Origin of the sequence: Streptomyces avermitilis MA-4680 = NBRC 14893, from assembly GCF_000009765.2 — a bacterium.
Classification (GTDB): domain Bacteria; phylum Actinomycetota; class Actinomycetes; order Streptomycetales; family Streptomycetaceae; genus Streptomyces; species Streptomyces avermitilis.
The window spans coordinates 7289984-7310336 of record NC_003155.5 but is presented as its reverse complement, the minus strand read 5'-3'; the positions used below and the strand labels follow the sequence as shown (position 1 = coordinate 7310336).

The following is a 20353-nucleotide window of genomic DNA, read 5'->3' as shown; positions in this document are numbered from 1 at the left end:
CGTTACCCGAACGGGGTACGCGGTTCACCGGATCCGGGGCCACGGACCGCGACTCCGCCGGGAGCTCGCCGTCACCTTTCGCGGGGCCACAGGTCCGGGTCGGGCGCGAAGCGGATCCGCAGCTCGCCCTCGCGCAGGGCGGCGCCGGCCACGGTGCAGCGGCGCAGGGCCGACGGGAGCGGGACGATCCGGCGGAACTGTCCCGCGGTGACGACGAGTTCGTCGCCGCGCCGGAGGAGGTCGAGTTCGTCGCGTATGGCGCCGGGCAGCGGGATGTGCCAGACGAGCACCCCGTCGTCGGCGAGGCGGTCGGCGACGGACCACTCGACCGGCCCAGGCGCGTCGTTGACGCCGGGTACGGCGAGTGCGGCCAGGTCGTCCGCGCCGCGCGGGTCGTGTCCGAGGTGCGGGAGTTCGTGGAGCCGGTACTCCCCCCGCCACTCCTCGAGGAACTTGCGCTGCTGGGCGGCGAGGCCGGCCGACCAGGCGTCGTCGGCCTCCTCGGGCAGGAGCCGGTTCGCGATCAGGGTGTCGATGCGCACGGCGCGCAGGGCGAAGCCGGTGGCGGCGGCGCGGACGGCGTCGGCGCCGGCCGGTCCGGGCTCGGCGACCAGTCGTACGGTCGTGGCGCGGTCCTCGACGACCGCCTCGACCGCGGCGAGCTCCACGTCCCAGCGGGCGGCCGTCTCGTACAGCCAGTCCGCGGGCATCGGGACGCCGGCGAGCCGGCCGAGCACGGGGCGCAGGGCGCGGGCCGCCTGGCGTTCGGGCGGGAGGAGGCGGCGCAGATAGCGGCGCAGCTCCTCGGGGAGGGCGAGGAGGGCGAGCGCCTGCGGGGCCGGGGGGAGGTCGACGACGAGGAGGTCGTACGCCTCGGAGAGCGCGGCGTCGCGCAGGGCGCGCAGCAGGGCGAGTTCCTCGGCGCCGGGGAGGGGGGTGAGTTCCTCGGCGTCCAGGCGGGCGGCGCCGAGGAAGTCGAGGGCGGTGGCGGCGCGGTCCTGGAAGGCGGTGAGGTCCGCGCGGAAGCGGTCGGCGGCGTCGGGGCGCCAGGCGGTCAGGCCCGGTGCGGCTTCGACGGGGGCCCCGCCCGTCGGTACGCCGAGGGCGGCACCCAGGGTGTCCGTGCGGTCGGCGCTGAGCACGAGGGTCCGGGTGCCCGTACGGCTCGCCCTCAGCGCCGTGGCCGCGGCGACGGTGGTACGGCCGGAGCCGCCGGGGCCTGTGATCAGGAGGGTGCGCATAAGGGTGAACGCTACCCGTGCCTGGCCGGCGGACCTGGCTGGTCCCGATGGCGGAGCCCGTTCCCGGTGTCCGTGGGGCCGCGCCCCCGGCCCCCGCCGCGGCCGACCCCTACTTCTCCTCCGACTCCACCCTCTTCTTCAGGCCGGCCAGCGCGCGGTCGATGATGACCTTCTCCGCCTTGCGCTTGATCATGCCGAGCATGGGGATCTTGACGTCGACCGTGAGCTGGTACGTCACCTCGGTCGCGTCCGAGCCCGCCGGCTTCAGGAGGTAGGAGCCGTCCAGGGAGCGGAGCATCTGGGACTTGACCAGGCTCCAGGACACCTCGTGGTCGCCCGTCCAGGTGTACGCCAGGACCTGGTCGTCCTTGATCGCGCCCGCGTCCATGACGAGCCGGACCTGCTCGGCGCGGCCCTGGCCGTCGGTCCCGAGGACCTCCGCCTCCTTCACCTCGCCCGTCCAGTCCGGGTAGCGGGCGAAGTCGGCGATCACTTCCATGACGTCGGCCGGTGCCGCCTCGATCATGATGCTCGAGCTGGTGTGTTCCGCCATCGCCGTGGCTCCTCCAGGTGCGGTCCGGTGAGGGAGGGTGGTGCGCACGTGTGTGCAGCGTGAAGGCTACCGCGCACAGCCACCGGCGCTGTCACCCCACCTGACGTATCGGCACCCGGAGCGCTCGAAGCCGCTCACCACTCCAGCGCCCACGGCTTGCCGGACCCCGCGAAGTGCCCCACGTTCACGCACTCCGTCGCCCCGATCCGCATCCGGCGCACCAGCGGCTGGTGGACGTGGCCGAAGAGGGAGTAGCGCGGGCGGGTGCGGCGGATGGCGTCCAGCAGCGCCCGGCTGCCGCGCTCGAAGCGCCGCGCCACCGTGTCGTAGACCAGCTCCGGCACCTCCGGCGGGATGTGGCTGCACAGCACGTCCACCTCGCCGACCGCCTCGATCTTCGCCGCGTACTCCTCGTCGCTGATCTCGTAGGGCGTCCGCATGGGCGTGCGCAGTCCGCCGCCGACGAAGCCGAAGGTCCAGCCGCCGATCTCCACCCGCTCGCCGTCCAGCACGGTCGTGCCGGGTCCGGCGTACTCACGCCACAGTGTCGGCATGTCGACGTTTCCATAGGTCGCGTACGTCGGCGTCGGGAACGCGGCGAACATCTCCGCGTACTGCTTGCGTACCGCCTTCTCGATGGCGGCCGCCCGGTCGCTGCCGATGCCGGACCACAGCTCGGCGCCGAACGCCCGCGCCTCCTCGAAGCGGCGGGCGGTGCGCAGCTCGACGATGCGGTCCGCGTTCGCCACACCGAACAGGTCCGGGAAGATGCCGCGCGAGTGGTCGGCGTAGTCGAGGAAGAGCACGAGGTCACCGAGGCAGATCAGGGCGTCCGCGCCGTCGCCGGCCCGGGCCAGGTCACGCGCGTTGCCATGCACATCGCTGACCACATGGATGCGCTTCCTGCGGTTGCCGCCTGGTGAGAGTGCCATGGCGATCAAGCGTAAGCGTGTGCGGCAAAGGTGAATAGAGCGGGCCGGACCTGCGATTACTGGCTAGTCAGTAACCGCGTGCACTACCGTGATCGCAGGAACGCCACCATGTGTGACGCACAGAACATCTGGCCGGGACCCCCTGTCGAAGAAGCCATACCGGCGGGTAACGTCCGGGCAGTCCAGTCGTGCTCAGGAATTCAACAATGATGTCCCGAGCACCTGCCCGAGCCTTGGACCGCACCGTCGCATCACACAGAGTCGTGGCGCCGGCGCCCTATGAGGAGCAGCAGTCTTGCGCGAGTTCAGCCTTCCGGCTTTGTACGAGGTCCCTGCGGACGGCAATCTGACCGACATCGTCCGCAGAAACGCCGCGCAGCATCCTGACGTCGCCGTCATCGCCCGCAAGGTCGGCGGCAGCTGGCAGGACGTCACCGCCACCGCCTTCCTCGCCGAGGTGCGCGCCGCGGCGAAGGGGCTCATCGCCTCGGGCGTCCAGCCGGGCGACCGGGTCGGCCTGATGTCCCGTACCCGCTACGAGTGGACGCTGCTCGACTTCGCGATCTGGAGCGCGGGCGCGATCACCGTGCCGGTGTACGAGACCAGCTCCCCCGAGCAGGTGCAGTGGATCCTCGGCGACTCGGGCGCGACCGCCTGCGTCGTCGAGCTGGACACGCACGCGGCCTCGGTGGAGTCGGTGCGCGACCGGCTGCCCGCCCTCAAGCACGTCTGGCAGATCGACACCGGCGGCGTGGAGGAGCTGGGGCGCCTCGGCAGGGACGTCAGCGACGCCACCGTCGAGGAGCGCAGCTCGCTCGCCAAGGCCGACGACCCGGCGACCATCGTCTACACGAGCGGCACGACCGGCCGTCCCAAGGGCTGCGTCCTCACCCACCGCGCCTTCTTCGCGGAGTGCGGCAACATCGTGGAGCGGCTGCGCCCGCTCTTCCGCACGGGCGAGTGTTCCGTCCTGCTCTTCCTGCCGCTCGCGCATGTCTTCGGACGGCTCGTGCAGGTCGCGCCGATGATGGCGCCGATCAAGCTGGGCTGCGTCCCGGACATCAAGAACCTGACCGACGAACTGGCCGCGTTCCGGCCGACGCTGATCCTCGGTGTGCCGCGCGTCTTCGAGAAGGTCTACAACTCGGCGCGCGCCAAGGCGCAGGCGGACGGCAAGGGCAAGATCTTCGACAAGGCGGCGGACACGGCGATCGCGTACAGCCGCGCCCTGGACACCCCGTCCGGCCCGTCCCTCGGGCTGAAGATCAAATACAAGACGTTCGACAAGCTCGTCTACAGCAAGCTGCGGGCCGTTCTCGGCGGCAAGGGCGAGTACGCCATCTCCGGCGGCGCCCCGCTGGGCGAGCGCCTGGGCCACTTCTTCCGCGGCATCGGCTTCACGGTCCTCGAGGGCTACGGCCTGACCGAGTCCTGCGCGGCCACCGCCTTCAACCCCTGGGACCGCACGAAGATCGGCACGGTCGGCCAGCCGCTGCCGGGCTCCGTGATCCGGATCGCGGACGACGGCGAGGTGCTGCTGCACGGCGAGCACCTGTTCAAGGAGTACTGGAACAACGAGGGCGCGACCGCCGAGGCGCTTGCCGACGGCTGGTTCCACACCGGTGACATCGGCACCCTCGACGAGGACGGGTATCTGCGGATCACCGGCCGCAAGAAGGAGATCATCGTCACCGCGGGCGGCAAGAACGTCGCCCCGGCCGTGATCGAGGACCGTATCCGCGCGCACGCGCTGGTCGCGGAGTGCATGGTGGTCGGCGACGGACGCCCGTTCGTGGGCGCGCTCGTCACCATCGACGACGAGTTCCTGGGCCGTTGGGCCGCCGAGCACGGCAAGCCGGCCGGCTCCACCGCGGCGTCGCTGCGGCAGGATCCGGATCTCCTCGCGGCGGTCCAGAGCGCTGTCGACGACGGCAACGCCGCGGTGTCGAAGGCGGAATCGGTGCGGAAGTTCCGCATTCTGTCCTCCCAGTTCACCGAGGAGTCGGGCCACCTCACGCCGTCCCTGAAGCTCAAGCGTCATGTGGTGGCGAAGGACTACGCGGACGAGATCGAGGCGATCTACCAGAAGTAGGCGGCCCCGGTCGGGCGGTTCATGGCGCGGTGTCCTCGGCGAGGACCCGCGCCATGGTGCGTTCCGCGAGCGCGGTGATCGTCACGAACGGGTTGACGCCGATCGACCCGGGGACGAGCGAGCCGTCGGTGACGTACAGCTTCGAATACCCCTTCACCCGGCCGTAGTTGTCCGTCGACTTCCCGAGTACGCAGCCGCCCAGCGGGTGGTACGTGAAGTCGTCGGCGAAGGTCTTGTTGTTGCCGAAGAGGTCGTACCGGTAGATCGTCGCGTTGGCCGAGTTGATCCGGTCGAAGAGCTTCTTGGCCATGCTCACGGACACGGCGCTCTGGGCGGCGCTCCAGCCGAGCTTCGCGGAGTCGCTCGCCGCGTCGTACGTGAAGGACGCCCGCTCCGGGTTCTTGGTGATCGCCAGATAGAGGCTGATCCAGTGCTCCAGCCCCATGGGCAGCGGGGCGATCTCGGCGAAGACGGGGTTCGAGGTGTTCGCCCAGTCGTCGATGCCCATGACGGGCATGGTGGACTGGTTGGCCCCGACGGTGTCCCAGATGTGGTTCGCCCGGCCGGTCATCACATTGCCGTTGGTGCCCCAGCCGGTGCCCACGCTCGCGTCGAGGGCGGGCAGGGCGCCCGTCTCCCGGGCCCGGACGAGGAGTTCGGAGGTGCCGAGGCTGCCGCCGCCGAGGAACAGGTAGGTGCAGCTGTACTGCTTGGTCTCGACGACCGCGCCGGTGGTGTCGATCCGGTCGGCGGTCAGCAGGTACGTCCCGTCGCTCGCCCTTCGTATCTCGCGGACCCTCTCCAGTGTGTGGATGGTGACGTTGCCGGTGCCCAGCGCCGAGGCGAGGTACGTCTTGTCGAGGCTGCGCTTGCCGTAGTTGTTGCCGTAGATGACCTCGCCGGCGAGGGCGGACTTGGTGGCGGTGCCGGCCGCCTCGCGCTGCATGTAGCCGAAGTCGTAGACGTTCGGTACGAAGGTGGTCTTCAGGCCGGTGTTCGTGGCCGCCTTCCGCGAGGTCCGGGTGAACCGGTACCACTCGGTGGACTCGAACCAGGCGGGGTCGACCGTGTTGACGCCGAGCATGGTGCGGGCGCGCGGGAAGTACGTGCTGTACATCTCGGCGGCGTCCACGGTCGGGAACTGCTCGGCGAAGTACGACTGGAGCGGGGTGACGGCCATGCCGCCGTTGACCAGGGAGCCGCCGCCGACGCCCCGGCCGACGTACACGGACATGTTGGCGAAGTGCACCCGGTCCAGGACGCCCGGGTACGGGCTGATGTCCTTGTTGACGACGTCCAGCCACAGGAACTCGGCGAGCGGCGCCTCGGTGCGCGTCCGGAACCACATGGATCTCCGGTCCGGGGCGCTGGTGGAACAGAAGACCTTGCCGTCGGAGCCGGGTGTGTTCCAGAGTCCGCCCATCTCGATGACGAGCGTGCGGAGGCCGGCCTGGCCGAGGCGGAGCGCGGCCACGGCGGCGCCGTAGCCGGAACCGACCACGATGGCGGGTGCGGTCTCGACCGCGTCGGGCTCGGCGGCCCGCGCCGACTGGAGGCCGATCCGGGTGAAGCCCAGGGTGGCCGCCGTCTGGAGGGCGGCCATACCAAGGATTTGACGGCGAGTCAGGTGACGATGCGTCAGTTTTTCTGTCATGCGCGCAGCATGGGCGGATTATTCCGTTCCGCCTAGGGTCACGGCACGCTTTGGGGCACCGATTTGGGGCCGCGTCGAGGCGGGGGCTGGGCGCGCCCCGAAGCCGGGGCCTGGGCGCGCCCCGAGCGGCGATGCGCACCGCGCCGACGCAGAGTCATACGCTCACCCCGAGGCAGGGGCCTGGGCGCGCCCCGAGCGGCGATGTGCACCGCGCCGACCGCAGGGGCCCGCGTCCCGGGCAGCGGTGTGCGCCGCGCGGAGGGGAATCCTGTGCTCGTCTCAGAGCAGGGTCTTGAGCTTCTCCGCCAGCAGGTCCCAGCGCCACTTCTCCTCGACCCACTCGCGGCCCCGCTCGCCCATGCGGCGGCGCAGCTCGGGGTCGCCGAGGAGCGTGACGACGCGGTCGGCGGCCGCTTCCGGGGAGCCGCCGCGCACCACCCAGCCGGTCTCGCCGTCGAGCACCGCGTCGGGCGCCCCGCCGGAGTCGCCCGCGACCACGGGCAGCCCGGTCGCGGACGCCTCCAGATAGACGATCCCGAGCCCTTCGACATCGAGCCCGCCCCGGCGCGTACGGCACGGCATCGCGAACACGTCCCCCGCCCCGTAGTGGGCGGGCAGCTCCGACCAGGGCACGGCCCCGGTGAAGCGGACCGAGCCGGCGACCCCGGTCTCGTCCGCGAGCCTGCGCAGCTCCTTCTCGTACGGCCCGCCGCCGACGATCAGCAGGACGGCCTCCGGCTCCTTGGCGAGGATGTGCGGCATGGCGAGGATCAGCGTGTCCTGACCCTTGCGGGGAACGAGCCGCGAGACACAGACGACCACCGGACGGTCGGTGAGCCCGAGCCGGGCGCGGACCTCGGCGCCGCCCGAGCCGGGGTGGAAGGTCTTCTCGTCGACGCCGGGCGGCAGCTGGACCATCCTGCCGGCCGCTTCCGGCGTCAGCGCGGCGGCGATCCGCGAGCGCGTGTACTCGCCGAGATAGGTGATCGTGTCCGTGGACTCGCCGATCCTGCGCAGCAGCTGACGCGAGGCGGGCAGCTGAGCCCAGCCGGCCTCGTGCCCGTGCGTGGTGGCCACCAGCCGCTCGGCGCCCGCCCTGCGCAACGCGGGCGCCATCAGACCGAGCGGAGCCGCCGCACCGAACCACACCGACGTACAGCCGTGCTCCCGCAGCAGCCCGACGGCCCGCCGGGTGGCGCCCGGCGTCGGCAGCAGCATCGTGGTGCGGTCGCGTACGACGGTGAAGGGCTGCTCGGCGTCGAAGGCAGCCGTCGCCTCGACGCCCTCGCGGCCGCGCTTCCACGTGGAGGCGTAGACGACCAGCCGCTCGGGGTCCAGGCGCAGCGCCATGTTGTGCAGGAACGCCTGGATCCCGCCGGGCCGGGGCGGGAAGTCGTTGGTCACGATCAAGGTCTTGTGCATCGCAGGTCGACAGTACCGAACCCGTCCACGCGTGGTACTCACAGCTCCCCCCGGCCGTGCTTCACGGCTCTCGCACAGCCCTCCGGGAGATCATGGCCGCCCGCACGAGAGGCAGCGGGTAGCTTCGAGAAGCACGAGAAGGACACGGACAGGGGCGCAAAGGTGGACATCGCGGGCACGAGAAGGTTCCCGGCCTGGCTCCTGGCCTCCTGGGGCCTGACCAGGCTGGCGCTGCTGCTGTTCGTCTTCAAGGTGTTCGTCTTCCCGGGCCCGGACGTCACCGGCGACGTCTCGGTGATCTACCAGGGCTGGTACGAGACCCTGCGCACCGGCACCTTCCCGCTCGACGACGTCACCTGGCAGTACCCGCCCGCCGCCGCGCTCGCCATCCTCTCCCCCGCCCTGCTGCCCTTCCTCGACTACGCGTCGGCGTTCTTCGTCCTGGCCTTCCTCGCCGACCTGGCGGTCTTCTGTCTGCTCCAGTACACGGGCCTGCGCCCGGGCAGGACGCTGCGCGGCGCCTGGGTGTGGGTGGTGGGCGTCGCCCTGCTCGGCCCGACCGTGTACGCCCGCTACGACGTGATGGTCACCGCGGTCGCGGTCGCCGCACTGCTCGCGGGGGCCCGGCATCCGCGCGTGACGGGGGCGCTGATCGGCTTCGGGGCGCTGCTGAAGGTGTGGCCGGTACTGCTGCTGGTGGGCGCCGCCAGACGCCGGGTCTGGGCCTCGGCGACGGTGACCGTCGTCGCGGTCGCCTCCCTCTTCGCCCTGGCCATGCCCGGCGCCTTCGCCTTCCTGACCTTCCAGCGCGAGCGGGGCACCGAGGTGGAGTCGCTGGGCTCCCTGGTCTTCCATGTCGCCCGGCACTTCGGCTGGAACGGCCAGGTGCTGCTCAACTACGGCTCGGTGGAGTTCCTGGGCCCGTATGTCGGCGCGGTGAGCACCGCGGCCCTGTTCCTGACCGCGGTCGCCTTCGGCTGGCTGCTGCTGTGGCGGCTGCGCGCCAAGCGGTTCCTGGCGCACACGCTCGCGGACGCGGCGTTCACGGCGGTGCTGATGTTCACCGCCACGAGCCGGGTGATCAGCCCGCAGTACATGGTGTGGCTGGTCGGGCTCGCCGCGGTCTGTCTGTGCTTCCGGGGCAGCCGCATGACCGTGCCCGGCGGGCTGGTCCTCGCCGCGTGCTTCGTGACCGTGCTGGAGTTCCCCGTCTGGTTCTCGCACGTGGTCGGCAGCGACTGGATGGGCATCACACTGCTGTTCGCGCGCAACGGCCTCCTGATGGCCGCCGCGCTGACGGCCGCCCTGGAACTGTGGCGCGGCACGGTCCTGCCGCCGGTCCCCACGGTGCCCGGTCAGGCCACCCGCACCAGGGAGTCCCTGGCGTCCTCCTGACGGCGCACGCCGGGCAGGAGCGCGGCGCACTGCACCACCATGGCCAGCGCCAGGGCCAGACAGATCCCGGGCAGCCCGAGCCCTGACAGGGCGTACGCGAGCGGAAGCTGGACCGCCGTGCCGAGCAGCGTCACCCGCAGCAGCACAGGAGCGCCCCCGCTCCCCTCGAAGACCCCGCCGAGCGCGATGAAGCAGGCCATCAGCAGCAGATAGGGCCCGACGCAGCGCAGAAAGAGCACGCCCTGGTGCGCGACCTCGGGCCCGGCGCCGAAGGCGCGCATGACCCAGGGGGCGAGCACGCAGAGCAGGGCCGAGGCGAGCAGTCCCACCGTCCCCGAGACGACGACGGCCTGCCGCCCGATGGCCCGCCGCTCTCCCCCGCTCCCGGCTCCGGCCGAGCGGGAGGACGCCCGTCGGTCCGCGCCTCGCGTGTGCGCCGTGTGGATCGAGGCGGCCTGGCGCACCGCGTAGAAGGCCATGGTGGCGACGTACATCACCTTGTACGCGATCGAGTACGCGGCCACGGCGGTCACCCCGAGCCGGGCCACGATCGCGACGAGCACCAGCGCCCCGCCCTGGCGCACGGTGAAGTCGGCGGACATGGGCAGGCCGGTGCTCAGGGTCCGGCGCAGGGCGGCGCCGGTGGCCTCGGCGGGCCGGACGGCCGCGGCCCCGCGGAGCAGCGCGTTGCGGCGCAGGGCGAGCAGACCCACGCCGAGCGCGGCGCAGCGGCACAGCACCGTGGAGACGGCGGCGCCCCGGACGCCGTACCGGTGGATGAGCAACGGGTCGAGGGCCAGGATCAGCCCGTTGGCAAGCAGGGCGAGGCGCATCGGGGTGCGGGTGTCGCCGGCGCCCTTGAGGATGCCGTCGACGAGGTTCTGCGCGTAGAAGACGGTGATGCCCGGCAGGGAGATCGCGAAGTAGCCGACGGCGAGGGGCAGGGCCGGGCCCTCGCCGCCCAGCACCAGCCGGGCGAGCGGCTCGCGCAGCAGATATCCGCAGCCGGCGACCACCGGCGTGACCACCGCGCACAGCGCCCATCCCCCGCGCACGGCCGCCCGCACCGCGCCGGGGTCCTGCGCTCCCCTGGCGTGCGCGACCAGGACGGTCGTACCGGAGGCGAAGACCAGGGCGACTCCGAGCAGCACGTTCTCGGTGTTGGTGGCGACGGCCACGGCGGCCACGGCCGGGCCGCCGAGCCGGGAGACCCAGACGGTGTTGATGATCCCGGCGGCCACGGAGGCCAGCAGCGAGAAGTAGACGGGGCGGGCGAGCGAGATCAGTTGGGCGCGGTGGGCGTTCATGGGACCCCCTCGATGAGAGCTGCCTCGACGTGAGCTCCCTCAGGGCGGTATCTCGATTCGAGGTAGCCCGATTAGAGGTATCATTCTCGTACGACGACGGCAAGGTACGACGACGACAAGAAGGAGCCGACCCGGTACTGGAGCTGTCGTCGCCGGATCGGCCGGGCCGGGCCATCGGACGGGATCAGCCGAGCTGAGCCTTCAGATAGGCCCGCCACTGCGCGGTGAACTTCCGCGGCGTCGTGCCGAGTACGTCCTTCAGGGCGCCCTCGACCGCTCCCGCCCGCTTCCGGTGGTCCCCCACGGCCCGGTAGAAGTCGTCGAGCCGGACCTCTCCCCAGTGGTCCGCGATCATCCGGCAGGCCATCCAGCCGCCCTCGTACGCCTTCGCCAGCTTCCCCGCGTCCCCGCTGAAGCCGAAGTCCGCGTCGGCCGGCAGAGCGGCCGGCAGCTGCCCCTCCCGCACGGCCCGGTCCAGCTCCGGGGCGATCTGCGCCGCCGTGCGCCCCGAGCCGCGGTAGCCGACCCAGTCCGCGTAGCCCTCGGAGAGCCACAGGGGCGTGGCCGCCGTGGTGTGGGCGCGGGTGGCGACATGGGTGGCCTCGTGGGTGAGGACGACCTGCCTGCCGAAGTCGCCGAGCACGCCGTACGCGTCGGGGTTGACGACGATCCGGTCCGCCGGGGCCTTCGCCGCACCGCCCGCCTCCCCGGTGGTGACCGCCGCGATCCCCCGGTACCCGGACGCCGGCGCGCCGAGCAGCCCCGCCATCCCGTCCAGCGACTTCGGTACGAGCACCACCACCCGCCCCGCCCAGTCGGCGCCCCACGCCTGGGAGGCGGCGGGCACGGCACGGTCCGCCAGGTTCGCGTAACCCCGCAGCACCGAGTCCGGCTGCCCGACACCGAGGACGAGGCTGTGCTCACCGCGGACGATCCGCACGGCCCCCTGCTCCCACAGCTGCTCGCTGGACTTCTTCGCGGGCTCGTCGGACACCACGTACCACCCGCCGTCGCCGCGGGTCAGGCGCAGCATGCGGCCGGCCGTGACGGGCGCACGGTCGTATCCCTTGAGGCGGTAGTGGAGTTCGGCGGTGGCCGTGGCCCGCTCGCCGGAGCGGTGGAAGGCGGTGACGCGGTACGACCAGGAAGCCAGCGGGACACCGCGGAGGTTGCCGAACTCCTCGGCGCCCGTGGCGAGTTGGCCGGCGGCCGGGGCGACGGGCGACTCGGTCGCGAGGAACGCGGACCGGTCCCGGTGCAGCACCGCCGCGGCCCGCCGGTCGAGCACCCGCTGCACCTCGGCCGCCGAGGCGTCCCGCGCGGGCCGGCCACCGCAGCCGACCAGGGCGGCAAGCAGCAGCAGACAGCTCGCCAGCACCCCTGACGTACGCCCTCGACCAGCCACGTTTCCGATCGTACGCGGCGGTTCAGGGCCTCGTGACGGACGAGACCGGCATCATTCCGACCGGGTCGTAGCGCACCGGCGCCCCCGGGTACGGCGCGTGGATCACCTGGCCGTTGCCGACGTACATCCCGACATGGCCGGCATCCGACCGGTACACGACCAGATCGCCGGGCTGCGCCTGGGAGAGCGGCACCTGCCGGCCGGCGTACCGCTGCTCCTGCGAGGTGCGCGGCAGACCGACGCCGGCCTGCGCGTACGCCCACTGCATCAGTCCCGAACAGTCGAAGCCGCCGGGCCCGTTGGCGCCCCACACATACGGGCGGCCGAGCGCGGAGCGGGCCGCGGCGACGGCGGCCCCCGCGCGACCGCCCGGCGCGAGGACACCGGTGAGGTCGGGCATGCCGGAGCGACCGGCCCGCGACGCCCGTTCGAAGGCGGCGCGCTGGGCGTCCGGCAGCGCGTTGAGCAGCCGGCGCGCCGCCGCCAGCTTCTGCTCGACGGTCCGCTTGTGCCGGGCGACGGCCTTGCGGCTCTTCTCCAGCTCGGCCAGCCGGCCCGCGGCCTCCGCGCGCTCCTGGGCGACGTCACGCATGGCGTGCTGGAAGTCCTTCAACCGGGTCGCCTGACGGGCGCTGACGCGATGGAGCGCGGCGGCCCGGTCAAGATAGTCGTCCGGGTTGTCGGAGAAGAGCAGGGCGAGCGAGGGGTCCAGGCCGCCGGAGCGGTACTGGGCGCCGGCGAGCGAACCGAGCGCGTCCCGCATGGTGTTGATGCGCTCCTGCTGCCGGGCGATCTCGTCCTGCGCCTGCGACACCTGCTCGCGCAGGACGTCGGCGCGCTCGTCGGCCTTGTTGTACGCCTCGGTGGCCCGTTCGGCCTCCTCGTACAGGCGGTCCACCCGGGCCCGGGTGTCGTCGTGCGGGGCGGCGTCGGCCGGTACGGCGCCGAGTGCCGCTGCCGCGGTGGACAGTGCGCAGACCGCGGCACCGGCGCCCCGGTTGAAGCCGGACGGTGCAAGGCGGCGATGGGACCCCACGTGTAGCCGCACTCCCTTCCGCTGACGGACCCCCGGAGTTGGGGGAAACGCGGCAGACAGTAGCCGTGCGATCACACTCCGGCCAAAGGCCCCGACCGGCGCACAACGCCGACGCCCCGCCTCTGACGCAGGTCATCGGCGGGGCGTGGGGTCAGCGGGAGTCACCGCAATTCGCCCGATTGGGCGGCGCGGGGAGGGGGCCCTCAGCGGGTCCCGAAGGGTGTCAGATGCGGACGCCGAACTGGAACGGCATGTTGCCGATCGCCTCGTAGCGCACGACGGTGCCGGTACGCGGGGCGTGCAGCACCTGGCCGTTGCCCGCGTAGAAACCGACGTGGTGCTGGTCGCCGTAGAAGATGACCAGGTCGCCGACCTGGAGGTCGCTCTGCGAGTAGATGCGGGTACCGGCGTTGGCCTGCGCCTGCGAGGTGCGGGGGATGGAGACGCCGGCCTGCGCGTAGGCCCAGGAGGTCAGACCCGAGCAGTCGAAGGAGGAGGGGCCGGAGGCGCCGTAGACGTAGGGCGAGCCGATCTTCGACTGCGCGGCGGCGTACGCGGACGCGGCGCGCCCGGAGGCGGGCTTGGCGGAACCGCTGTCGTCGAGGGCGCTGCGCTCGCTGGCGCGGCTGGCGCGGCTCTGCTCGGCGGCGAGGGCCGCCTTCTCCTTGGCGGTCAGGGTGTTGAGAACCTTCTGCGCCTCGGCGAGCTTGCCCTGGACTTCCTTCTTCTTCTTGCTGAGCTCCGTGCGGGTGTCGGCAAGGTCCGCGAGCTTCTCGGAGGCTTCCTTGCGCTGCTGGGCCAGCGAGCGCTGCTTCTCCTGGATCTTCTTGAGCGCGTCGACCTGCTGACTGCTCAGCTGGTCCATCGTGGACGCCTTGTCCAGGAAGTCGTCCGGGTTCGAGGAGAGGAAGAGCTGGACGGAGGGGTCGATGCCGCCGGTGCGGTACTGGGCACTGGCCAGCGAACCGAGGCCGTCGCGCAGGTTGTTGAGCTCTTCCTGACCGCGGGCCACGTTGTCCTGGAGGGTGCCGATCTGCTTCTCGAGCTTGTCCTGCTTCTCCTTGGCCCCGTTGAGCTTCTCGGTGGCCTTCTCCGCCTCTTCGTAGAGCTTGTCGACCTTGGACTTGACCTCGTCCTTGCTCGGCTTCTCACTCGGCGCGGCGTTGGCGGCGTTCGCGCTGAGGACAACTGCTGCCGCTGCGGCGGTGGTGAGCACGGTCACACGGGTGCGGCTCGGCTGCTTGGGTCGACGGTGGGACGCCACGAAGGCGAGCTCCTTCTTCCTCCAGCCGCCTACCGACACGCCGGTGGGCGGTGCCCCTCCGCCGTCACTCCCAATGAGTGATCAACCGAGCGGGGGTTCGAGGCGACCCTAGTGACCTTCCTGTGATCGTTCAAATCCTCACGTGAAAAATCTCGGTCACCGAGCGCATTCTTTACACTCAACTCACATGCTGTAATGCGCGCTTGACGCTACGTTGCGTGAAGGTTCCGCCAATTCGGGCATCACGGACGGATGTTGCGGTTGGTGCGTACGTAACTCATGGGGTGAACGTGACAGATGTCCGCAGCCGTTTGCGAGGGGCAGGTTTGAGCCGCGTTCAGCCGCGCGAGAAGCGCTTGAGGAGCACCACGGACGCCACCGGGCGGGCGCCCGCCTTGGCGATGCCGTCCGCCACCTCGCGGTCGGTGGAGACGACGATGACGGGCCGGCCGGGCGGCTCCGCACGCACCAGCTGACGGATCAGCTCGTCGGCTGTGACGCCCGCTTTGGAGAACAGCACCCGCACTCCGCGCGGCGGCGCGAGCAGCACGGGAGCGGCCAGTTCGGCCCCGTCGAAGACGCACGTCACCTCGGCGCCGGTCTGCGCGGCGAGCTGCGAGAGCTGCCCGAGCAGTCTGAGGCGCTGCTTCTCCAACGGCATCTGCGGATAACCGGTCTTGGTGACGTTGTAGCCGTCGACGACCAGATGCGCCTGCGGCAGCGCGAGCAGCTGGTCGATGATCGCGGGGTCGTTTTCGGACAGCGCACGGGCGGCGATGTCCTTCGGGGTCATTCGTCCCGGTTCGACCGCGTCCACGGTCTCCGCGGGCCGTACGGACACGGGCGGCAGGGCGAGTTCACGCCGCAGCCCCTGCGCCGCGTCGAGCACCGTGTCGAGCAACAGCCGTACGCGCATGTCCTCGACGCTGCGCCCCTCGCGCGCGGCCTTGCGGCTGGCCTCCAGGGCCGCCTCGGTCTCACCGAGCCGCGCCTTGAGCCGCCGGGTCTCGCTCTCGGCGGCGGACACCTGGGCCTGCCCCTCGGCGCGGACGGCCTCGATCTCGCTCTGCACCTTGCGCAGCGCCGCCTCGCCGCGCTTGACGTCACTGAAGGCGCCGCGCAGCTTGCGGTGCAGCGATTCGGCTTCCTTCTTGGTCGATTCCAGCTCGGCGCGCAGCCGCTCGGTCTCCGCCTTCGTCCGGCCGCGGGCCTCGGCCAGCTCCTCGCGCAGCCGCTCCAGCTCGGCCCGGGTCTCGTCGTCCGCGCGCTCGGCGTCGGCACGCTGGGCCTCCTCGCCGGCGGCGGTCACCAGCTTCACCCAGCCCATGGGGCGCAGGACATAGGCCGCGGCCGCCACGTCCAGCGGGTCCGCGGCCGGGGGCGGCGAGCCGGAGTCGAGGGCGCCGGCCAGCTCCGGCTGAGCCTCTCTCAGCTTCTCGGCGATGCGCTGCCGGAAGATCGGGTCGGTCTCCAGAGCGGCCGCCATCGCGTTGCCGGCGAACTTGGCGCGCCGGTTCGGGGCGAAGCGGGCGTACTGCCTGAGCTGCGCGGGCAACTCGGCGACGGTCAGCCCGCCGAACCCGTCGGAGACGATCTGCACGACCCTGCGGCGCACGCCGTCGGGCAGCGGACGGTCGAGCACCTCGGCGGTGCCGTCGCCCGGCCCCCCGCCTGTGGTCTCCACCATCCGTCACCCCAATGCCTGTGCGGGGCCCGCTCCCGTCAGGAGCCGGCGCCCGGCCTGTCCACGAGTTCCACCTGGTCCACCGCGTTGCACCAGCGGCAGCGCACCGACTCGATGGTCTCACTGACCACGTCGCGCTCCTCGACGCTCGGCTCGCCCGCGAGGTCGAGGTGTACGTACTCGACGACCTTCGACGAGCGGGTCACGTCGAAACGCGTGAGGTTGCCGCACAAAGTGCAGCGCCACCGGGTCTCGGCAGTCGGCAGGGGAACCGTCATCGTGGCTGCTGTTCCTTCCAGTCTCCGGGAATCAGACACAGGATCTCACCCTACGGCCTGGCGGGTACTCGATGCCCGCCTGTCCACGGCGGCGAGGCACTCTGCGCGGTTCGGTCCCGTTACGCCATGCTCTGTTCCGTGATCAGCAGGTGGAGTACGACGGTCGGCAGCGCGGTCCGGGCACAGTCGGCGCCGGTGACGTACGGACTGATCGGCCTCTGCTGCCTGATCTTCGCGATCGGCCCCGCGGCGGGACTCAATCCCGCCCACGGCACCGGGGAGGGGCTGCTCGCCGCGCAGCAGACCTACTTCGCCCGCTGGGGCGTGGTGCCCGCGGAGCTCTTCAGCGGAGCCCCGCGCGCGGCACTCACCCCGGCCACGGCGCTCTTCGTGCACGGCAGCTGGATCCATCTGCTGGGCAACATGCTCTTCCTCTACGTCTTCGGGGCGATGGCCGAGGAACGCCTGGGACACCTCGAGTTCGCCCTGTTCTATCTGGGCTGCGGCTATCTCGCCCTGCTCGGGTACGCGGCGGCCAACGCCGGCTCGACGCAGACGCTGGTCGGCGCGTCCGGATCGATCTCCGCGGTCCTCGGCGCGTTCCTCTACCTGTTCCCCGGGGCCCGGGTGACCAGTCTCTTCCCGTTCCTCTTCTTCCTGCCGCTGCGCCTTCCGGCCTGGGTCGTCCTGCCCTTCTGGGCCGCCCTCCAGTGGCTGGCCGCGAGCCGCGTCGCCACCGGCCCGAGCGTCGCCTACCTGGCCCACCTGGTGGGCTTCTCGCTCGGCTTCCTCTACGCGTGGGTGCGCTACGGACGGACGACTAGAGTGAAAACCCCAGCAGCGGCCCCCGAGGGAGAAAACCAGCCGTGATCACCGCGATCGTGCTCATCAAGACCAGCGTGGACCGGATCCCCGAGATCGCGGAGTCGATCGCCGCCCTCGACTCCGTCAGCGAGGTCTTCTCCGTCACCGGCACGTACGACCTGATCGCCATGGTCCGCGTCAAGGCCCACGACGACCTGGCGGACGTCATCCCCGGCAGCATCAGCAAGATCCCGGGCGTCGAGGCCACGGACACGCACGTGGCGTTCCGTACGTACTCCCAGCACGACCTGGAGGCGGCGTTCGCGATCGGTCTCGACTCGTGAACCCCGCCTCCTGACCCGGAGCCCGGTCAGACCGCCGGCACGCAGCGCCCGTCCTCGGTCCGGTACTGCCACCGGGCACCTTCCCGCACGAGCTCCTTGACCGCGCGCACGAAGCGCTCCACGTGCTCGTCGGGGGTGCCGGCGCCGAAGCTGACGCGGATCGCGTTGAGGGACTTCTCGCCGGGCGCCGCCTCGGGGGCGCCGCACTCGCCCTGGACCTGCGGGTCGCTGCCGAGCAGGGTGCGCACCAGCGGGTGGGCGCAGAAGAGGCCGTCGCGGACGCCGATGCCGTACTCGGCGGAGAGCGCGGCGGCGAAGTGGGAGCTGTTCCAGCCCTCGACGACGAAGGAGATGACGCCGACGCGGGGGGCGTCGTCGCCGAAGAGGGAGAGGACCCTGACCTCGGGCACCTCGGCGAGACCCGCGCGGACGGTGCCGATCAGCTGCTGCTCCCGGGCGACGAGGTTGTCGTAGCCGGCCTCGGTGAGCGCCTTGCAGGCGGAGGCGATGGAGTAGGCGCCGATGACGTTCGGCGAGCCGGCCTCGTGCCGGGCGGCGCTCTCGTGCCACTCCACGTCCACCCCGCCGTCCGTACGCCGCGTGACCTTGCGGCTGGCGCCGCCGCCGGCGAGGTACGGCTCGGCCGCACGCAGCCAGTCGGCGCGTCCGGCGAGCACACCGGACCCGAACGGCGCGTACAGCTTGTGCCCGGAGAAGGCGACCCAGTCGACGTCCAACTCCCGTACGGAGACGGGGTGGTGGGGCGCGAGCTGGGCGGCGTCGAGGACGATGCGGGCGCCGTGCGCATGGGCGGCGGCGGCCAGTTCACGTACCGGCCACAGCTCGCCGGTGACGTTGGAGGCACCGGTGACGCACACCAGGGCCGGACCGTGCGGGTCACGGCCGGCGAGGGCGCGCTCGAGGGTCTCGACGGCCTGCTGGGGGGTGCGCGGGGCGTTCAGGTACGTCACCCGGGCGTCGCGCCACGGCAGCAGCGAGGCGTGGTGCTCGGTCTCGAAGACGAAGACCTGGCAGTCGGCCGGAAGGGCGGCGGCGAGGAGATTGAGCGAGTCGGTGGTGGACCGGGTGAAGACGACCTGGTCGCCGTCCCGGCAGTCGAGGAACTCGGCGACGGTCCTGCGGGCGTTCTCGAACAGGTCGGTGGACAGCTGGGAGAGATACCCGGCACCCCGGTGGACGGAGCCGTAGTAGGGGGCGTACGCGGCGACGTCGTCCCAGACGCGCTGGAGGGCGGGGGCGCTGGCGGCGTAGTCGAGGGCGGCGTAGGTGACCTCGCCACCGGTGACGAGCGGGACGGTGACCTCGCGGCCCAGAACGGGCAGGTGTCCCGAAATGTCACAGCAAACGGTCTGGTCGGCGGCAGCGGTGGAGACGGACATGGGTGTACTCCCGTGAAGAGCAGGCGGAATCACCGTGCCGGACAGCGCGAAACGCGCACGTCAACGGCACAGGAAAGGTGAAAAGGGGATTGCGGAGGCGGGGCTCGGCGCCCTATCGCATTCGCTTGCTCACGGAAGGCTCCCTCGAACGACCAGGACCCCTGGTGATTACGAGGGGTCCGCGCTTGCCGTAGACCTCGCTGCCTACGACCTGGTCTTCACCCGGGGCACCCCGCCACGGACGGAGGGTTGCCGGACAGTCGGCCGGGGCCTCATGACTGTCGCTCATGACCTGATACAGCATCTTGCCATACGATCTTCGACGCGCAAGGCGCAGTCCAGAATCCGGACCGCGCCCCGCGTCACCTCGCCACGGCTCAGGCGTTGCTGGCCGCCACCCACCGCTCCAGCGCCCTCTTCGCGGCTCCCGAGTCGATCGCCTCCGCCGCCTGCGCCATACCCGCGCGCAGCTGCTCCGCGAGGGTCCCGGCGCCCGGGGACAGGGCCACCAGGGCCGCCGCCGAGTTCAGCAGCACCGCGTCCCGTACCGGCCCCGTCTCGCCGTTCAGCAGGCGCCGGGCGACATCCGCGTTGTACGCCGCGTCCGCGCCCCGCAGCGCCTCCACCGGGACCAGGTCGAGGCCGACGTCGCGGGGGTCGAAGGACTCCTCGGTGACCTTGCCCTCGCGGACGACCCAGACCCGGGAGGTCGACGTGGTGGTCAGCTCGTCGAGGCCGTCGTCGCCGCGGAAGACCAGCGAGGAGTTGCCGCGCTCGGCGAAGACACCGGCCACGATGGGGGCCATGCGGGGGTCGGCGACTCCGACGGCCTGTGCCTTCACCCGGGCCGGATTCGTCAGCGGGCCGAGGACGTTGAACGTCGTCCGGATCCCCAACTGCCCCCGCGCCGCCGCCACATGCCGCAGCGCCGGATGGAACTTCACCGCGAAGCAGATGGTGATCCCGGCTTCCTCGGCCACCTCGGCGACCCGCTTGGGGGTCAGCTGAAGATTGATGCCGAGCTTCTCCAGGACGTCCGAGGAACCGGACGCGGAGGACGCGGCCCGGTTGCCGTGCTTGACGACCTTGGCACCCGTGCCGGCCACGACGATCGACGACATCGTGGAGATGTTGACGGTCTTCGCGCCGTCACCGCCGGTGCCGACGATGTCGACGGTCGCTCCGGGCACCTCGATCAGATTCGCGTGCTCGTACATCGCCCGGACCAGCCCGGAGATCTCCTCGACCGTCTCGCCCTTGGCGCGCAGCGCCACCAGGAACCCGGCGATCTGCGCGTCCGTGGCCTCGCCGCGCATGATCCGGTCCATCGCCCAGGCCGTGTCGTCCGCGCTCTGGTCGCGGCCGTCGAGCAGGCCGTTCAGCACCTCGGGCCAGGAACGGCCCGCCGCGATGTCGCCTCCAGCGGGGTTCACAGCGCTCATGGTCGCTCCTGGGTTCGTAGCCGTACGACGGTGGAACTCAGCCCCCTTAAGCCCCAGGGGGTGAGTCCACCCTATCCAGGTGGAGAGACGGCAAAGAGCC

17 protein-coding genes and 1 riboswitch are annotated in these 20353 nt (G+C 71.6%); of the genes, 4 read left to right on the top strand and 13 right to left on the bottom strand.

Going from position 1 to position 20353, the window contains the following annotated elements:
• Window positions 1-71 precede the first annotated feature (71 nt).
• The 3 genes from SAVERM_RS31280 to SAVERM_RS31270 all read right to left on the bottom strand — a co-directional run bounded on the left by SAVERM_RS31280 (window position 72) and on the right by SAVERM_RS31270 (window position 2726).
• Window positions 72-1241: an ArsA family ATPase gene (locus SAVERM_RS31280; RefSeq protein ID WP_010987473.1), complete on the bottom strand. Its 1170-nt coding sequence runs from the start codon at window positions 1239-1241 to the stop codon at window positions 72-74.
• Between the two features lie 109 nt (window positions 1242-1350).
• Entirely contained in the window at window positions 1351-1794 is a 444-nt protein-coding gene (locus tag SAVERM_RS31275) for an SRPBCC family protein (protein ID WP_010987472.1), read from the bottom strand.
• Window positions 1795-1928: 134 nt separating this feature from the next.
• Window positions 1929-2726: a metallophosphoesterase family protein gene (locus tag SAVERM_RS31270; protein ID WP_010987471.1), complete on the bottom strand. Its 798-nt coding sequence runs from the start codon at window positions 2724-2726 to the stop codon at window positions 1929-1931.
• Window positions 2727-3021: 295 nt separating this feature from the next.
• Between SAVERM_RS31270 and SAVERM_RS31265 the strand changes: the two genes are divergently transcribed.
• Window positions 3022-4818: an AMP-dependent synthetase/ligase gene (locus SAVERM_RS31265; protein ID WP_010987470.1), complete on the top strand. Its 1797-nt coding sequence runs from the start codon at window positions 3022-3024 to the stop codon at window positions 4816-4818.
• A 19-nt stretch (window positions 4819-4837) separates the two neighbouring features.
• On the opposite strand, the gene SAVERM_RS31260 is transcribed toward SAVERM_RS31265, so the two are convergent.
• Together SAVERM_RS31260 and SAVERM_RS31255 are read right to left on the bottom strand one after the other, a co-directional pair.
• Entirely contained in the window at window positions 4838-6472 is a 1635-nt protein-coding gene (locus SAVERM_RS31260; RefSeq protein ID WP_010987469.1) for a GMC oxidoreductase, read from the bottom strand.
• 279 nt (window positions 6473-6751) lie between these two features.
• Window positions 6752-7894 (bottom strand): glycosyltransferase family 4 protein, encoded by a 1143-nt coding sequence (locus tag SAVERM_RS31255; RefSeq protein ID WP_010987468.1) that lies wholly within the window; start codon window positions 7892-7894, stop codon window positions 6752-6754.
• A 162-nt stretch (window positions 7895-8056) separates the two neighbouring features.
• Here SAVERM_RS31255 and SAVERM_RS31250 point away from each other — a divergent pair, with 162 nt between their 5' ends.
• The gene (locus tag SAVERM_RS31250) at window positions 8057-9289 is read left to right on the top strand and encodes a glycosyltransferase family 87 protein (RefSeq protein ID WP_010987467.1); all 1233 of its coding nucleotides are present in this window, start codon (window positions 8057-8059) and stop codon (window positions 9287-9289) included.
• Here the strand turns inward: SAVERM_RS31250 and SAVERM_RS31245 are convergent.
• From SAVERM_RS31245 to SAVERM_RS31220, 6 genes are all read right to left on the bottom strand, one after another.
• Window positions 9250-10596: an MATE family efflux transporter gene (locus SAVERM_RS31245; protein WP_010987466.1), complete on the bottom strand. Its 1347-nt coding sequence runs from the start codon at window positions 10594-10596 to the stop codon at window positions 9250-9252. The two genes, SAVERM_RS31250 and SAVERM_RS31245, sit on opposite strands and share 40 nt — an antisense overlap.
• Window positions 10597-10780: 184 nt before the next feature.
• Window positions 10781-12001 (bottom strand): hypothetical protein, encoded by a 1221-nt coding sequence (locus SAVERM_RS31240; protein WP_010987465.1) that lies wholly within the window; start codon window positions 11999-12001, stop codon window positions 10781-10783.
• Between the two features lie 22 nt (window positions 12002-12023).
• A complete protein-coding gene (locus SAVERM_RS31235) occupies window positions 12024-13037 on the bottom strand; it encodes a C40 family peptidase (protein WP_010987464.1) in 1014 nt (337 codons plus the stop codon).
• A gap of 223 nt (window positions 13038-13260) precedes the next feature.
• Window positions 13261-14301: a C40 family peptidase gene (locus SAVERM_RS31230; RefSeq protein ID WP_010987463.1), complete on the bottom strand. Its 1041-nt coding sequence runs from the start codon at window positions 14299-14301 to the stop codon at window positions 13261-13263.
• A 337-nt stretch (window positions 14302-14638) separates the two neighbouring features.
• On the bottom strand, window positions 14639-15988 hold the full coding sequence (locus tag SAVERM_RS31225; protein WP_010987462.1) for an NYN domain-containing protein: 1350 nt from the start codon (window positions 15986-15988) through the stop codon (window positions 14639-14641).
• 35 nt (window positions 15989-16023) lie between these two features.
• Window positions 16024-16263: a hypothetical protein gene (locus tag SAVERM_RS31220; RefSeq protein WP_037646729.1), complete on the bottom strand. Its 240-nt coding sequence runs from the start codon at window positions 16261-16263 to the stop codon at window positions 16024-16026.
• Window positions 16264-16389: 126 nt separating this feature from the next.
• Between SAVERM_RS31220 and SAVERM_RS31215 the strand changes: the two genes are divergently transcribed.
• Both SAVERM_RS31215 and SAVERM_RS31210 read left to right on the top strand, forming a co-directional pair.
• Window positions 16390-17133, top strand: coding sequence for a rhomboid family intramembrane serine protease (locus SAVERM_RS31215; protein ID WP_010987460.1), 744 nt, complete (start codon window positions 16390-16392; stop codon window positions 17131-17133).
• Window positions 17130-17411: an Lrp/AsnC family transcriptional regulator gene (locus SAVERM_RS31210; protein WP_010987459.1), complete on the top strand. Its 282-nt coding sequence runs from the start codon at window positions 17130-17132 to the stop codon at window positions 17409-17411. Before SAVERM_RS31215 ends, SAVERM_RS31210 begins: the two co-directional genes overlap by 4 nt.
• A gap of 26 nt (window positions 17412-17437) precedes the next feature.
• Here the strand turns inward: SAVERM_RS31210 and SAVERM_RS31205 are convergent, their stop codons facing one another.
• Both SAVERM_RS31205 and trpD read right to left on the bottom strand, forming a co-directional pair.
• The gene (locus SAVERM_RS31205) at window positions 17438-18811 is read right to left on the bottom strand and encodes an aminotransferase class V-fold PLP-dependent enzyme (protein ID WP_010987458.1); all 1374 of its coding nucleotides are present in this window, start codon (window positions 18809-18811) and stop codon (window positions 17438-17440) included.
• A gap of 176 nt (window positions 18812-18987) precedes the next feature.
• Window positions 18988-19104, bottom strand: a riboswitch (SAM riboswitch).
• Window positions 19105-19188: 84 nt separating this feature from the next.
• Window positions 19189-20253 (bottom strand): anthranilate phosphoribosyltransferase, encoded by a 1065-nt coding sequence (gene trpD / locus SAVERM_RS31200; RefSeq protein ID WP_010987457.1) that lies wholly within the window; start codon window positions 20251-20253, stop codon window positions 19189-19191.
• Between the last annotated feature and the right edge of the window lie 100 nt (window positions 20254-20353).

Coding starts and splice junctions, on each gene's coding strand:
- SAVERM_RS31220 (WP_037646729.1), bottom strand. CDS start 16,263: ATGACGGTTCCCCTGCCGACTGCCGAGACCCGGTGGCGCTGCACTTTG.
- trpD (WP_010987457.1), bottom strand. CDS start 20,253: ATGAGCGCTGTGAACCCCGCTGGAGGCGACATCGCGGCGGGCCGTTCC.
- SAVERM_RS31215 (WP_010987460.1), top strand. CDS start 16,390: ATGCTCTGTTCCGTGATCAGCAGGTGGAGTACGACGGTCGGCAGCGCG.
- SAVERM_RS31260 (WP_010987469.1), bottom strand. CDS start 6,472: ATGACAGAAAAACTGACGCATCGTCACCTGACTCGCCGTCAAATCCTT.
- SAVERM_RS31280 (WP_010987473.1), bottom strand. CDS start 1,241: ATGCGCACCCTCCTGATCACAGGCCCCGGCGGCTCCGGCCGTACCACC.
- SAVERM_RS31275 (WP_010987472.1), bottom strand. CDS start 1,794: ATGGCGGAACACACCAGCTCGAGCATCATGATCGAGGCGGCACCGGCC.
- SAVERM_RS31225 (WP_010987462.1), bottom strand. CDS start 15,988: ATGGTGGAGACCACAGGCGGGGGGCCGGGCGACGGCACCGCCGAGGTG.
- SAVERM_RS31205 (WP_010987458.1), bottom strand. CDS start 18,811: ATGTCCGTCTCCACCGCTGCCGCCGACCAGACCGTTTGCTGTGACATT.
- SAVERM_RS31270 (WP_010987471.1), bottom strand. CDS start 2,726: ATGGCACTCTCACCAGGCGGCAACCGCAGGAAGCGCATCCATGTGGTC.
- SAVERM_RS31255 (WP_010987468.1), bottom strand. CDS start 7,894: ATGCACAAGACCTTGATCGTGACCAACGACTTCCCGCCCCGGCCCGGC.
- SAVERM_RS31245 (WP_010987466.1), bottom strand. CDS start 10,596: ATGAACGCCCACCGCGCCCAACTGATCTCGCTCGCCCGCCCCGTCTAC.